Here is a 13,987-nt window from a genome sequence, read left to right as displayed (position 1 = left end):
CCATGCAACGCTTCGCCCTCATCGGCGCCGGATTCATCGGCACCGTCCATGCAGCCAACCTCGCAACCAACCCGGACGTCGACTTCTGTTTTGTGTACGACCTCGACACCAACCGCGCGGATGCCCTCGCGCGCACATACGGGGCCGCCGTGGCCGGCAGCCTCGACGAGATCTTCGACGCCGGCGCGATTGATGCCGTATTCATAGCGTCTTCGACGGACACCCACGCCGGTCATCTTCGGCGCGCCGCGGATGCCGGGGTCGCCGTGCTGTGCGAAAAGCCGATCCATCTCGACCTCGCGGAGGCAACCGAGACTGTCGCCTACGCCAGGGAACGCAACACCCTCGCCATGGTCGACTTCAACCGCCGCTTCGACCGCGACTACGCCGAGCTGAAGCGCATCGTCGATTCCGGAGAGATCGGCGACGTTGAACTCATCCAGCTCTCCAGCAGAGGTCCCGCCATGCCTCCCCTCGAGTACATCGCCGTCTCCGGCGGGCAGATGCGCGACCAGGCAGTCCACTTCTTCGATCTCGCACGATGGATCTCCGGATTCGATCCCGTTGAAGTCTTTGCTACCGGGTCCACCCTGGCCGAACCTCGCCTGGCCGCCTACGGTGACGTCGATACCTCGGCCGTCACCCTCCGGCTGGCCTCCGGGGCACTCGTCCAGATCGACTGCACGCGTCGCATCGGATACGGCTACGACGAACGCATCGAGGTCCTCGGATCCACCGGCATGGCCGAGGCGCGCCGCCACCGCAACGGCAACGTATCGCGCTATACCGCCGGCAAGGTCACGGACGACGGGCTCCACCCCGGCTGGTTCGAGAGAGTCAAACCGACGTATGCCGCAGCCCTCGCCGCCTTCGTCAATGCTCTCGAGGACGGCACCCCCATCAGTCCCTCCCTTGAGGACGGGCTGAAAGCCCAAGCGATCGCCGAAGCAGCCACCCGGTCCCTGACGAGCGGCCGGGCCGAACCGATCTCATACTGATCCCCAAGTCGGCCGCGCCGGCCCGGCCCGCGACTCGGACCTGGCTTCCCAAATTCGTCGGTGCCGTCTTCCCGCACACTCAACAACATAGGCGTCCCAGCCCCGCGGACCGCAGGTTCAGCGAAGGCTCGATGCAAGCCATCGACGAATCGTCCCCCGCGAAGGTGTCCCTCACCTGTCAGGCAGCAAACCGAGCTGCCGGGACCGGCACCGGGGTATAAGTAGTGCCGTCGCGGAGCATGGCCCAAAGGACGTTGAGGCGGCGGCGGGCCAGGGAGAGCATGGCCTCGATGTGGGTTTTCCCCTCGCCGCGTTTTCGGTCGTAGTAGGTCCGGGAAGCGGGGCAGCTTTTCAGCGCCGAAAGCCCGGAGAGGTAGAAGACGCGCAGGAGCCTGCGGTCGTAACGCCGGGGCCGGTGGTGGTTGCCGGTGATCCGCCCGGAATCACGGGGTACGGGTGCGAGCCCAGCGACGCCGGCGAACCGGTCTGCGGTTTCAAAGACCGTGAGGTCGCCGCCGGTGGCTCCGAGGAACTCCGCGGCGAGGACGGGTCCGAAGCCTGGCATGCTGAGCAGGGTTTGCGTGTGCCGGTGTTCGGTGACCTTCTCGCTGATCAGCGCGTCCAGGTCGGCCAGTTCCTTGTTCAGGGTGATGATTTCCTGTGCGAGGGCTGCGACGATCAGTTCCCCGAGGTGCTGGGCCGGTACGGTGGTGTGCTGGGATTTCGCCGCGTCGGCGGCGGCCTGGGCGACCGCGGCGGACGAGCGGGTGCCGTGTTTCTTCAGCCAGGCATGGAGTCTGGCCTGCCCGGTGCGGCGGATCCCGTCCGGGGTGCGGTGTTTGGTCAGCAGCAACAGCGCTCCTTTGGAGCGGCTGTAGTCGAAGGCCCGCTCCAGGGCGGGGAAGTATTCGAGCAGCTGGGCCTGCAGGCGGTTGATCGCCCGGACCCGGTCCGCGGATTTGTCCGCCCGGCGGGCGGTGAGGATCCGCAGCCCGGTGCTGATCTCATCCCCGGCCCGGAGGGGCTGCAGGTCCCGGCGCATCCTGGCCTGGTCGGCTATTACGGCGGCGTCTTTGGCGTTTTACCTTCCCCGCGGTAGAGCTTGGAGGCATGGTGGACGATCCGGCCCGGGATGTAAAGGATGCTCTGGCCGTGGGCGAGGAGCAGTGCGATCAGCAGCGCCGGTCCTCCGTGATTCAGGTCCGTCGCCCAGATGACCTCGTCCCCGTCGCCGAGTTTCAGGACGTTGGCGATGAGCTCGAGCAGTGCCGGTTCGTCGTTGGGGATTTTCTGCGAAAGCAGACGGTTTCCGTCGGCGTCGATCACGACGCAGTGATGATGGGCTTTGCCGGCGTCGATGCCAGCCCATAGGTGCACCAAAGCAGCCTCCAGTCTGTCGGTTGGGTGAAGTCCCAGCGGATAACCGCGCCGTCGTGTCCTTATCCGGCGATCATGTCGCGTCTCTCAATCAGCGGTCGGGTCATCGCGGGGTGGCGGGCGGCCAATCCTTCGAAGCCGTCACGGATGAATCCGTCCAGCCACAGCAACCAAAGCCATACCCGCCTCCCCTGGGTAGCCACGACCCTACAATGGCCGCGGAAAACTACCCGGCAACAACATAAGGACAGCAACTTCCTCTCCGCAGGAAGTCTGTGGTCGCATGTAACTTAGGTCTTAGGACCCGACGCATGAAGGACACGATGGACTACTACGCAATCAGTTCGCTGCGTGAAAACCACGCAGGATGGTCGCTGCTCCGCGCGCAGAACGCCCCGCTGGCGGTGTCGTTTTTCATGACCGCGTTCACCGGGCCGAATCAGCGGAACATCGGCCGCCAGCAGCTCATTGACACCCTGGATGATGTGCTGTTCGGGCTGCGGGATGCCTACGGCGAGGACAAGTTCCCGCGACCGGCCGCGGAATACCTCGACGACTGGGCCGCCCCCGAACGCGCCTGGCTGCGGAAATACTACGTAACCGGCCAGGACGAGCCCCGCTACGATCTCACGGCCGCCGCCGAGGATGTGGTCCGCTGGGTGGAGAGCCTGCGCGGCAGGGACTTCGTCGCCACCCAGTCACGGCTGACCAGCATCTTCGCCGTCCTCAAGGCCCTCGTCCAGCAGTCCGAGACGGACCCGGAGGTGCGCCTGGCCGAGCTCCAGCGGCAGCGGGACGGGATCGACGCCGAGATGCAGCGCATCCGCGACGGAAACGTCCGGGTCATGAGCGCTCCCGAAGCCCTGGACCATTTCCAGCAGCTGACTGCACTGGCCAAGGACCTGCTCTCCGACTTCCGCGAAGTCGAACAAAACTTCCGCCGGCTGGACCGGCAGGTCCGCGAACAGATCGCCACGTGGGACGGGTCCCAGGGCGAGCTGCTCGCCTCGATCTTCGCCAACCAGCAGGACATCAGCAGCTCCCTGCAGGGCCGGACGTTCCAGGGCTTCTGGGACTACCTCATGTCCCCGCAGCTGCGCACCGAGCTCCGGGACCTGCTGCAGCGCGCCACCCAAATCGAAGCCCTGTCCCGGCTGGACAACCTCCACGCCGTCACCAACCTCCACCAGGACTGGCTGCCCGCCGTCGAACAGACCCAGGCGACGGTCCGCCAGCTGTCCCAACAGATGCGCCGGCTCCTCGACGACAAGGTGTTCCTGGAAAACAAACGCATCATGCAGCTGATCCGCAGCATCGAGTCCGGCGCGCTGGGCACCCGGGAGGCGCCGCCGTCGGGCGTCTTCATGGACGTCGCCGCGCCGTCCGTGGACGTGGCGCTGCCCTTCGAACGTCCCCTGTACGAGCCCAGCCGGAAGGTGATGGTGGACGACGACGTCGTTGCCGCCGATGACACGGACGTGGACGCGGGCGCCCTGTTCAGTCAGTTCCACGTGGATACGGAGCGGCTCAAATCCAACATCGACGCCGTCCTTGCGCACGCGGAGCAGGCCACCCTCGCGGAAATTACGGATGCGTATCCGCTGTCGCAGGGACTGGCCGAGATCGTTGCCTACTACCAGCTCGCCACCGAGACCGAGTGGGCCGACATCAACCCCGAGGCCACCCAGCAATTGTCCTGGTCGCTGCCGGATGGAAGCATCCGCGAGGCGACCATCGACCAGATCATCTTTGGAAGGCCAGCATGAACCCCGCCGAAGCACCCGGAACCAGGACACCGGGAACCAGGACACCGGAAACCAGGACGCCGGAGGAACTTCCCGGCGTCGTCACCAGGCTGTTCAAAGGCGTGGTCTACGCCGAGGCGGATGAGAAAATCTGGCAGTCGCTGATTGGCTTGGCCTCCCATGTCCGCGACTATGTTGCCGTGCTGGGGCTGGACCTGATTCTCGACGAATCCGAGGGCTACGCGTTCCTGAAGTCGCGTGAGGACCCGGACGGCACCCTCCCCCGGCTGATCCCGCGGCGCCAGCTGACCTTCAACGTCAGCCTGCTGCTGGCCCTACTGCGCGGCCGGATGCTGGAGTTTGACACCAACAGCAGCGAGCTCCGCCTCATCATGACGGAGCAGGACATCGCGGACATGGTCTCGGTTTTCCTGCCCGAGTCCAGCAACGAGGCCCGCATTCTGGACCAGCTCGGTGCCAACATCAAGAAAGTCGTGGAGCTGGGTTTCCTGCGGAAACTGCGCGGACAGGCGGGAACTTACGAGGTGGCCCGCATCCTCAAGGCGTACGTGGACGCGCAGTGGCTGGAGGAGTTCGACGCGCGGCTGGCGGACTACCGCTCCTCGCTCACCGGCACAGGCACCGGCACCGGCACAGAGGCAACGGAGGTGGAAAGCAAATGACCGCTGACACGGAACTGCAGGACAGCCTTTTCAGTCTGGATGAACAAGCGGACGACGCCGGTACTCCCCCGGGCTTCCGGCTGCAGCGTCTGGAGCTGCTCAACTGGGGCACCTTCCACCAGGGGGTCCGGACGTTCCGGCTCGACGGTGCCAACAGCCTCCTGACCGGTGACATCGGCTCGGGAAAATCCACGGTGGTGGATGCCATCACCACCCTGCTGCTTCCGGCGCACCGGATCGAGTACAACAAGGCCGCGGGCGCGCAGAAAAAGGAACGCACCCTGATGTCCTACGTCCGGGGCTTCCACAAGAGCGCCCGCAGCGCCGGGGGTGAATACTCCAAGCCGGTGGCACTGCGCGGGACCGGAACGCTCACCGTGGTGCTCGGCGTCTTCCACAACGCGGTGCTGGGCAAGTCGGTCACCCTGGCCGTCACGCTCTGGGCCATGCAGGAGGCCGGCCAGCCCAACCGCTTCTACTCGCTGGCCGAGTCGGACCAGTCCATCGCGGCGGACTTTGCGAACTTCGGCCAGGATCCGGCGAAGCTGAAAAAGAAGCTCCGCGCCGCGAGTGTGACCGTCCATGACTCCTTCGACCCCTACGCCGCGGCGTTCAAGCGGCAGTTCGGCATCGGCGGGAACCAGGCCATGGAGCTGTTCCACCGCACCGTGTCCATGAAGCAGGTGGAGAACATCACCCACTTCGTGCGCACCAACATGCTCGAGGAAGACGACGTGGCGGCACGGATCGGCAACCTCATCCACCACTTCGACGACCTGAAAAAGGCCCACGACGCCGTGCTGCGGGCCAAGGATCAGATCGGCCTGCTGACGCCCATCAAGGAGGGCTCCGTCCAGCACGCCCGGCTGGCCGGCGAGGATGAGCTCGCCAGGACACAGCGGGACCAGCTGCACCCCTGGTTCACGGACCAGCGGCTGAAGCTGAGCCTGGCACACCAGGCGGAGCTGGCGGGCACCGGCGTCCGGCTGCGGGAGGACGGCAGCAAGCTGTCCACGGCGGTCACCCAGCTGCGCCACGATCTCTCCGCCGTCAAGGAGGACATCCGCAGCAACGGCGGCGGCAGGCTGGCCGCCATCGACGCCGAGGCCACCCGCCTTGCCGAGGAATCACGGACCCAGCGGGCGCGCTTCGAGAACTACACTTCGGCGGCCGCCGGCCTGGGCCTGCAGGTCCCGGAGGACCGGGTCCTCTTCGACGCCAACCGCGCCCGGCTGGCCGAGGTGGAAGCGGAGCTCGGCGAGAACTCCCGCGGGCTGCAGGAAAGCCGGACCGCGCTGACCATCGAGCGGACAACGCTCACCGAGCGCGCCGCCGAGATCGGCGCCGAACTGACCAGCCTGCAGTCCCGCCCCAACCTGCTGCCGCGCCCCCAGCTGGAGCTCCGCCGTCGGCTGTGTGAGGGAACCGGAATTCCGGAGAACGCGCTGCCGTACGCCGGCGAACTGTTGCGGGTCCGCGACGGCGAAGCCGAGTGGGAGGGAGCTGCGGAACGCACCCTCCACGGTTTTGCGCTCTCGCTGCTGGTGCCCTCCGAGCACTATCAGGCGGTGAGCAAGTGGGTGGATACCAACAATCTCCGGGGCCGGCTGGTGTACCTGAAGATCGGGGAATCGCATTCGCCCAAGGCAGCCGAGCCGGGAACGCTGGCGGCCAAAATCGCCATCAAGCAGGGTACGCCGTTCCGCGACTTCCTCCTCTACGAACTCAGCAGCCGGTTCGACTACTTCTGCTGCGAGAACCTGGAGGACTTCCGCCGCTACCCGAAGGCCCTGACCCTCAACGGCCAGCTCAAGGGTGGCCGGGGGCGGCATGAGAAGGACGACCGCCGGGACCTGGCTGACCGGCGCAATTATGTGCTCGGCTGGGACAACCAGGACAAGGTCACCCGCTTCCTCGCCGAACAGGATGAGGTCCGCGGCCAGCTCCAGGGCAACACCGCCCGGCTCGGCAAGGTGGACCACTACCTCGGCGCGCTCGGGAGGCAGAACCAGCAGCTCGGCACGGTCCGTTCCGTGACGGATTTCGCCGAGATCAGCTGGCAGCTCACCGCCCGCCGCATCGAGGACCTCAAAAAGGAGAAAACCGAGCTCGAGTCCGCCAGCGATGTCCTGCAGCAGCTGGCAGCCAGGGAAACGGAGATGTCCTCCCGGCTGGGGCGCCTGGAGGACCAGGCGAACAAACTCCAGCAGCGGATCGGCGCCAATGAGGAAGCGGCCAAGGAGATCGCCGCCGCGATCGAGGAATGCGCTGTCGTGTTGGGTGAGCAGCCGTTGACGGACGACGCCGGCGTGCTGGCCGCCGTCGCAAAGCTCACCGCCGGCGCCCTCGGGGACAAGCCGCTGACGTACAAGAACACCGCGGCGGTGGAAAGCACCGTCCGTGCCGGGCTGACGGACATCATCGACGCGCTGGTCAAACGGATCGCCCGCACGGCGGAAACCACGGTGCGGCTGATGGCTGACTTCCGCAACAAATACCCGAACGAGACCACCGAAATCGACGCCGCCCTCGAGGCCGCCGGGGACTACAACCGCCTCCTGGAGCAGCTGGTCAGCAACGACCTGCCCCGGTTCGAAGCCCACTTCAAGGACTCGCTCAACCAGAACACCATCCACGAGGTGGTGGCGTTCAACGCCTTCCTGGACAGCCGCCGGCAGGACATCGTGAACCGGATCGGCGAAATCAACCTCTCCCTGGCCGGGATTGAGTACAACGCCGGCCGCCACATCCAGCTGGAGCACCAGAACACCACTGACCTGGACGTCCGCCAGTTCGGCATGGACCTGCGGGCCTGTTCGGAGGGCACCATCGGAGACGAGGACCAGTACTCGGAGCAGAAGTACCTGCAGGTGGCGAGGCTGATCGAGCGTTTCCGCGGCCGGGACGGCTACACCACCCTCGACGAACGGTGGACAGCCAAGGTGACCGATGTGCGGAACTGGTTCACCTTCTCCGCCTCCGAGAAGTGGACCGAGACCGGTGAGGAGTTCGAACACTTCACCGATTCGGGCGGGAAATCCGGCGGCCAGAAGGAAAAGCTGGCCTACACCATCCTCGCCGCCGCGCTGGCCTTCCAGTTCGGCCTGGGCTCCGGGCAGGGCGCCGGCAGGAATGCCGGCAATGGCCGCAGCTTCCGGTTCGTCGTCATTGATGAGGCCTTCGGCCGCGGCTCCGATGAGTCCGCGCGGTACGGCCTGGAGCTGTTCCAGCGGATGAAGCTCCAGCTGCTGATTGTCACGCCCCTGCAGAAAATCCATGTGATCGAACCCTTTGTGGCCCACGTCGGCTTCGTGGCCAACATCAACGGCGACGACTCCCAGCTGCGCAACATGACCATCCAGGAATACCGGGACGAACGGGACCGGCGTGCCGGCTGACGCTGCAGCCGGGGAGCGCGGGAAGTGGACTACGCTGGCCGGGCTGCGTTCACTGGCCCGTGCAGCCTGGGACCGGGGCCAGTTGCTGCGCGAACTGGTGGAACCCACCGGGTTGTACCCTCGCCGTCGTTCTTTGAAACGCCCGACGGCGGCCGAATTGCGCAACGACTACGCAGCAGCGCGGGCGTGGGCAGCCGAGCTGTCCGCCGCGACGGGGCATTACAGTCTGGAAACGGTCGACGTCGGCCGCACCACCATTGGGTCCAACCAGCTCCCCGCCGCGGCTATGTTTGCGACGGTGGAGGATGAGATTGCCTTTGCCGGAAAGACGCGGGAATCGGTCCGTTTTCTCGATCTTGTGGCCGGACTATCCGAACTGGATCCCGCCCTGCGCGGCTGGGCACTGAAACGGCCGCTGCAGCTGCTGGGCCTTGGCGGTGCGGCGTTGACGGCAGCTCAGGTGGCGCTCTGGCTTCGGGACAACCCTGCGCCGGGCATCTACGTGCGTCAGTTGAGCCTGCCCGGAGTGCACACGAAGTTCATCGAAAATCACCGGCGGGTCATTGACGAAATGGAGGCCGTGCTGCTTGAGGGTGCGTCGGCGGAGGCTGAGCCGGAGGCGCTCACCGAGGCGTCGGACGTAGCAGAGGATGCGTCCGTCGTAGCAGATGCACCGGACACGGTGCTGGGCGCTGGGGCGGCTCGCACGCCGGCTGCACGGTTTGACCGGCGGCATGGCTTCCTGCACCCGCCCGAGCGCGTCCGTTTTCGCTTGCTGGATCCCGAGACCCCATTGCTTGGCGGCCCTGATGATGTCATGGTGACGGCGGAGGCGTTCGGCGCGCTCCGGCTGCCGGTCCGCACGGTGATCGTTACCGAAAACCTCGTGAATTTCCTGTCCCTGCCGCAACGTCCGCGCACTCTGGCCATTTTCGGTGGCGGTTACGGCTTTCTGGCGCTTCGGGATGCGGGCTGGCTGCGGGACTGCCGAGTCCTCTACTGGGGCGATTTGGATACGCATGGCTTCCGGATCCTCGATCAGCTCCGCGCGGTACATCGGCATGTCGCCAGCGTGCTGATGGACGAAGCGACACTGCTCGCGCACTGCGACGCCTGGGGCAGCGAACCGTCCCCGTCGCGGGCCGCACTGACCAGGCTGACGGACGAGGAATCGATCGTCTACAAGTCGCTGGGCAATGATGACTACGGTTCAGCTGTGCGCCTCGAGCAGGAGCTGATCCGCTGGGACTGGGCGCTGGAGCGGCTCCTGCCCTAACGCTGACAGCGGCCGGTCTGAACATGTACGTCGGCCCCGGCACCAACGGGGAGGACGCCGCCTACAATGGCTACACAGTGGGTAACAGTACCCGTCAAAATTGGTTGAATGCGTTTGATTCATGAAAAGTATTTCTCGCAGATCCCTGATTGCCGCCGGCCTCGGTGCCGGCATCCTCGTCTCATTGCCGGGGGCCTCCGTGACCAGCACCTCAACCGCAGAGGATGCCGGGCTCCGGACAGACCCGTTCATACTCGGCATCGCGTCAGGCGAGCCGTGGCCGGACGGCTTCGTGCTCTGGACCCGGTTGGCGCTCGACCCCCTCGCCGAAGACGGCCTCGGCGGGATGCCCTCCCGCAGTGTCCCGGTGGCCTGGCAGGTCGCCGAAGACGCCGCTATGCAGAATGTGGTGGCCCGGGGCGTTGAATACGCCCACATAGCGAACGCCCACTCGGTCCATGTGGAATTGCGGGCGCTGAAGCCGGGCCGTGAGTACTTCTACCGTTTCCGCAGCGGACGTCACATCAGCCCCACCGGCCGGACGCTCACGAGCCCCGCACCGCATGAGACGCCGGCAGCGCTCGCGATGGCCTTTGCCAGCTGCGCAAAGTATGAGGATGGCTATTTCACGGCCTACTCGCGCCTGGCCCAGGACCAACCGGATCTGGTGCTGCACCTTGGTGACTATATGTATGAGCGCCGCAACGGCAACCGCCTCGTCGCCGGCAGAAACCGCCGCAATCTCGACGGACCGGAGACCGTCACGCTTGAGAGCTACCGTCAGCGCCATGCGCAGTACAAGTCCGACGCCGACCTGCAGGCTGCACATGCGATCGCACCGTGGCTTGTGGTCTGGGACGACCACGAGGTCGACAACAACTATGCGGGCGAAATTCCGGAGGACAGGGACCCGGCCGAGATGGACGACACCGCTGAGCGCTTCCGGCTGCGCCGCGCCGCGGCGTTCCAGGCCTACTACGAGAACATGCCCCTGCGCTCGTCCTCCGTGCCGGCCGGGGCGGACATGAAGATCTACCGCACCATCCAGTGGGGACAGCTGGCCAACTTCCATATGATGGACACCCGCCAGTACCGGGACAATCAGCTTGCCGGCGACGGCTGGAGGAAGAACGTGACCCGGCGGCTGGGCGAGCACCGCACCATCACCGGCGCCCAGCAGGAGAAGTGGCTCCTGGACGGCTTCAAGAATTCCACCCAGCGCTGGGATTTTCTGGGCCAGCAGGTCTTCTTCGCGGAGCGCGACCGCAACCAGGCCGTCAATATCGACGACGTGTCCATGGACGGCTGGGACGGCTACGCGGCATCGCGCCGTCGGATTACCCGGGGCTGGATGGACGCGAACGTGCGCAACGCCGTCGTACTGACCGGGGACGTGCACCGGCACTGCGCCAACGACCTCAAGGTCGATTACAAGGATCCGGCGTCGCCAGTGGTGGGCTCGGAGCTGGTGAGCACGTCCATTACGTCCTCGGGCAACGGTTCGGGTTCCACGGTCGATCCGCCCATGGCGTGGAACCCGCATCTGAAGTTCTACAACAATCAGCGCGGCTATGTGAATACCCGGATCACCAGGGACTCCCTGCAAGCGGACTTTCGGGTGCTGGACTACGTCACGAGGCCGGGATCCCCGGTCAGCACCAAGGCATCATTTCAGATCAACGACGGCGTCCCGGGGCTGCAGCCCCGCGCGTAGCGTCAGCACTGGAGCGGCTCCGGTGGTTGAGCCTGTCGACACCAAGCCTGTCGACGCCCCCGACAGCGGTGCTACGATTGCTACGGAGGCAATCATGACAACGATTCCGCACCGCGAACTCCGAAACCAGAGCAGCAAGATTCTGGAACGCGTAAAGAATGGCGAGACCATCGACGTCACGAACAACGGCGAAATCGCCGCCACGCTGATACCGCCGTCGGTGTCTCCGTTCGAACGCCTGCTGCTGTCCGGAAACGTTCGGCTGGCAGCCAAGAAGGCCGTCGACTTCCAATCGTTGCCGCGCGTTAATGGCAGCGCCAGGACCTTGGAGATAATCGCCGATCTGCGTGGCGACCGTTGATCGTTTACGTCGACACGTCCGCGGCTCTCAAACTGGTGGTCGAGGAGACTGAATCGGCCGACGTTGCTGAGTACCTTACAAGGAGCGCAGCAGAGGGCAACCACCTGGTTGCCTCCATGCTTCTGTACACGGAACTTCACTGCGCCGGCCGGCGTCGCGGCCTACCGGCCGACGTGATCAATGCAGTGCTGGGTGGAATCAACCTAGTGGATCTGGCTCGCTCGGACCTCATGTATGCGGCCGCACTGCCCGGCGGGCTCCGGAGCGCCGACGCCATCCACTTGGCCACCGCAATCCGGCTGCAAGCGGACGTGCTGGTGGCGTATGACCAGGAGTTGGTTACCGCGGCGGTCGAGGCGGGGATCACCGCACTGGCACCGGGCGTGTAGGGCTGAAACGACGACGGCGGGCGTACGTCACGTCCGAAGAGGCCGTCGGAGCTCGGCGCGGACATGAAGGTCAGCCGCACCGTGGTCCGCGAAGCGCTGATGCTGCTCGAGGAGGACGGACTCATCTGGGCCCGCCGGGGCGTCGGCCGGTTTGTCGCCGACACCCTCCCCCGCATCGGAATCGAGCGGATCCGCCCCTTCGAGGAAGTCCTCGGCGGCCCCGGGCAGCACCTCGAGATCAAGCGCGTCCTCAGGGAGCGGCAGCCCGCCTCAGAGTTCGTCGCCCCCGGCGTGGGCGTGGAGCCCGGCGCCGATTGCTGGCTGTGGGAGTCGGTCCTGATCCCCGGATCCGGTCCTCGTGCTGACGCAGTACGTCAGACACGCGAACCGGCCCTTCTACCTGGCCAAGTGCCTCATCGCGGCACGCGCCGGACACCTGTCCGTGATGCAGTCCATCCAGTCCTGACTGCAACCGCGTTTAAACTTAGGGCTGTACACAACCGACTGCTTTGCATGCGTTCACGCGGCCATGTGCCCAATAGGTGCCCGTGCCAATAATGTTCTCGGCGGTTGATTCGACATTTGCCCGGACCGATGTGTTCGTGGCGCCGGCATGTGAACTCCAGGCAAGCGCGGCAGTGCCTGCGACGATAGGTGAAGCCATTGACGTACCGCTGGCGACGTCATAACCCTGGGAGCGGCCGTTCTGAGTTCCCAGGTAGAACGGGTGGTTCGGGAAGGTCGAGTAAACATTGACCCCGGGCGCTGCGACATCCACCCACTTGGCGCCGTAGGTTGAGAAGGATGCTTTGGCGTCGGTGTTGTCGGTTGCGGCGACGGCAATAACGTTGGGATATGCGCCGGGGTAGATCTGGGCCTGAGTACCGGCGTTGCCTGCTGCGGCGACGATCACTGCACCTGCATTCCATGCGTTGTTGACGGCAGTTTCGAGGGTGCGGGATGAGACGCGCTGTCCAAGGCTCATGTTGATCACCTTGGCACCGTTGCTGACGGCCCAGTTGATGCCGTTTGCAATGCGTGATGAAGAGCCGGAGCCGCTGTCGTTGAGCACTTTGGCATCCAGGATGGTGCAATCCGGGCACACACCGGCAACACCAATCCCGTTGTTGGCGGTGGCGGCAACAATGCCGGCGACGTGGGTGCCGTGGCCGTAATTGTCTTCACCGGTTGCCGCATCACTGAAGTTGGCGCGTGCAACAACCTTTGGTGCGATGTCGGTGTTGTCGCTTGCGACACCTGAATCGATAATGGCGACTCTCGTGCTGCTACCGGTCGTGACGGTCCACGCTTCGACGGCGTCGACATCAGCGTCCGCTTTGCCCGCGGCTACAGTTAGCGCGCTGGCGGTGTTAGTAAATGATTGGCCATCGTTTTGCAGAGCATACTGGCGAGGGAAATACGGGTCAGCTGTAGCGGCAGTAACGAGCTCGTCCGGCTCGGCGTACTCAACTGCCGGGTTGCGGCTTAAGGCGTCGATGAGCTGAAGTTCCTTACCGGCCGGTACTTTGATGAGGTGCGCGCCGGTGCTGCCGATACTCGCGCCGTCGCTGAGGCCGTGCTGGCGTAGTACGCCGGCAGCTGCGCGATCGTCGTGGAATTTAACCATGATTTGCCCCGCGATGGGTGATGACTGGGCCGCCGCGTTGCTCGTGGTCACTGCGTTGCTTGGGGCTGCCAACGTGATTGTGCCGCAGCTTATGACTACCGCCGCGAAGCTAGCTATAACGATTCTTTTCATGAGGAGCATCTTGCTTCAATCTGCACTGTCTAGATAGTGGCAGCCGGCAAATTACGTGTCGACTGTCCCCCATGAAGTGTTGCGTGACCGGGCACTCCGACGAGCTCCCGTTGGGCCTGCGGGACCGGATGGTCCGCGGCGAGCAGTTCCTGCCGGTGGCTTTCCTCGAGCACGCTGGACATGGTGACGTCCAGCGGCACCAGGGTCACGCGCTGGGCAGCGACGCCCATGGACCGGCCGTCAGGCTGGAACAGGAGTTGATCCACTGGGATTGGGCGCTTGAGCGG

11 protein-coding genes and 1 pseudogene are annotated in these 13,987 nt (G+C 65.2%); 9 read left to right on the top strand and 3 right to left on the bottom strand.

The window, feature by feature from the left end; translation table 11 throughout:
* The first annotated feature begins 2 nt into the window (after positions 1-2).
* On the top strand, positions 3-998 hold the full coding sequence (locus ACQCSU_RS16760) for a Gfo/Idh/MocA family protein (RefSeq protein WP_426976393.1): 996 nt from the start codon (positions 3-5) through the stop codon (positions 996-998).
* Between the two features lie 178 nt (positions 999-1,176).
* On the opposite strand, the pseudogene ACQCSU_RS16755 reads toward ACQCSU_RS16760, so the two are convergent.
* Positions 1,177-2,378: pseudogene (locus ACQCSU_RS16755) on the bottom strand (IS110 family transposase).
* A 308-nt stretch (positions 2,379-2,686) separates the two neighbouring features.
* On the opposite strand from ACQCSU_RS16755, the gene ACQCSU_RS16750 reads away from it, so the two are divergent.
* The 8 genes from ACQCSU_RS16750 to ACQCSU_RS16715 all read left to right on the top strand — a co-directional run bounded on the left by ACQCSU_RS16750 (position 2,687) and on the right by ACQCSU_RS16715 (position 12,499).
* Positions 2,687-4,141 (top strand): DUF3375 domain-containing protein, encoded by a 1,455-nt coding sequence (locus ACQCSU_RS16750; protein ID WP_426976392.1) that lies wholly within the window; start codon positions 2,687-2,689, stop codon positions 4,139-4,141.
* Positions 4,138-4,803 (top strand): DUF4194 domain-containing protein, encoded by a 666-nt coding sequence (locus ACQCSU_RS16745; protein ID WP_426976391.1) that lies wholly within the window; start codon positions 4,138-4,140, stop codon positions 4,801-4,803. The genes ACQCSU_RS16750 and ACQCSU_RS16745 overlap by 4 nt, the downstream gene beginning before the upstream one ends.
* Entirely contained in the window at positions 4,800-8,201 is a 3,402-nt protein-coding gene (locus ACQCSU_RS16740) for an ATP-binding protein (protein ID WP_426976390.1), read from the top strand. Before ACQCSU_RS16745 ends, ACQCSU_RS16740 begins: the two co-directional genes overlap by 4 nt.
* 82 nt (positions 8,202-8,283) lie before the next feature.
* On the top strand, positions 8,284-9,477 hold the full coding sequence (locus ACQCSU_RS16735; protein ID WP_426976389.1) for a Wadjet anti-phage system protein JetD domain-containing protein: 1,194 nt from the start codon (positions 8,284-8,286) through the stop codon (positions 9,475-9,477).
* Between the two features lie 121 nt (positions 9,478-9,598).
* Entirely contained in the window at positions 9,599-11,191 is a 1,593-nt protein-coding gene (locus tag ACQCSU_RS16730; protein ID WP_426976388.1) for an alkaline phosphatase D family protein, read from the top strand.
* Between the two features lie 94 nt (positions 11,192-11,285).
* Positions 11,286-11,552 (top strand): type II toxin-antitoxin system Phd/YefM family antitoxin, encoded by a 267-nt coding sequence (locus tag ACQCSU_RS16725; protein ID WP_426976387.1) that lies wholly within the window; start codon positions 11,286-11,288, stop codon positions 11,550-11,552.
* Positions 11,553-11,587: 35 nt separating this feature from the next.
* Positions 11,588-11,941, top strand: coding sequence for a type II toxin-antitoxin system VapC family toxin (locus tag ACQCSU_RS16720; RefSeq protein WP_426979821.1), 354 nt, complete (start codon positions 11,588-11,590; stop codon positions 11,939-11,941).
* 63 nt (positions 11,942-12,004) lie between these two features.
* The gene (locus tag ACQCSU_RS16715) at positions 12,005-12,499 is read left to right on the top strand and encodes a GntR family transcriptional regulator (protein WP_426976386.1); all 495 of its coding nucleotides are present in this window, start codon (positions 12,005-12,007) and stop codon (positions 12,497-12,499) included.
* Here the strand turns inward: ACQCSU_RS16715 and ACQCSU_RS16710 are convergent.
* On the bottom strand, positions 12,426-13,619 hold the full coding sequence (locus ACQCSU_RS16710; protein WP_426976385.1) for a S8 family serine peptidase: 1,194 nt from the start codon (positions 13,617-13,619) through the stop codon (positions 12,426-12,428). The genes ACQCSU_RS16715 and ACQCSU_RS16710 overlap by 74 nt on opposite strands.
* A 110-nt stretch (positions 13,620-13,729) precedes the next feature.
* A complete protein-coding gene (locus ACQCSU_RS16705; RefSeq protein ID WP_426976384.1) occupies positions 13,730-13,966 on the bottom strand; it encodes a hypothetical protein in 237 nt (78 codons plus the stop codon).
* Between the last annotated feature and the right edge of the window lie 21 nt (positions 13,967-13,987).

The sequence above is a fragment of the Pseudarthrobacter sp. O4 genome (assembly GCF_050157025.1).
In the GTDB taxonomy this organism is placed as follows: Bacteria; Actinomycetota; Actinomycetes; order Actinomycetales; family Micrococcaceae; genus Arthrobacter.
This window is presented reverse-complemented; position numbering and strand designations above follow the sequence as displayed.

Coding starts and splice junctions, on each gene's coding strand:
- ACQCSU_RS16760 (WP_426976393.1), top strand. CDS start 3: ATGCAACGCTTCGCCCTCATCGGCGCCGGATTCATCGGCACCGTCCAT.
- ACQCSU_RS16750 (WP_426976392.1), top strand. CDS start 2,687: ATGAAGGACACGATGGACTACTACGCAATCAGTTCGCTGCGTGAAAAC.
- ACQCSU_RS16745 (WP_426976391.1), top strand. CDS start 4,138: ATGAACCCCGCCGAAGCACCCGGAACCAGGACACCGGGAACCAGGACA.
- ACQCSU_RS16740 (WP_426976390.1), top strand. CDS start 4,800: ATGACCGCTGACACGGAACTGCAGGACAGCCTTTTCAGTCTGGATGAA.
- ACQCSU_RS16730 (WP_426976388.1), top strand. CDS start 9,599: ATGAAAAGTATTTCTCGCAGATCCCTGATTGCCGCCGGCCTCGGTGCC.
- ACQCSU_RS16725 (WP_426976387.1), top strand. CDS start 11,286: ATGACAACGATTCCGCACCGCGAACTCCGAAACCAGAGCAGCAAGATT.
- ACQCSU_RS16715 (WP_426976386.1), top strand. CDS start 12,005: ATGAAGGTCAGCCGCACCGTGGTCCGCGAAGCGCTGATGCTGCTCGAG.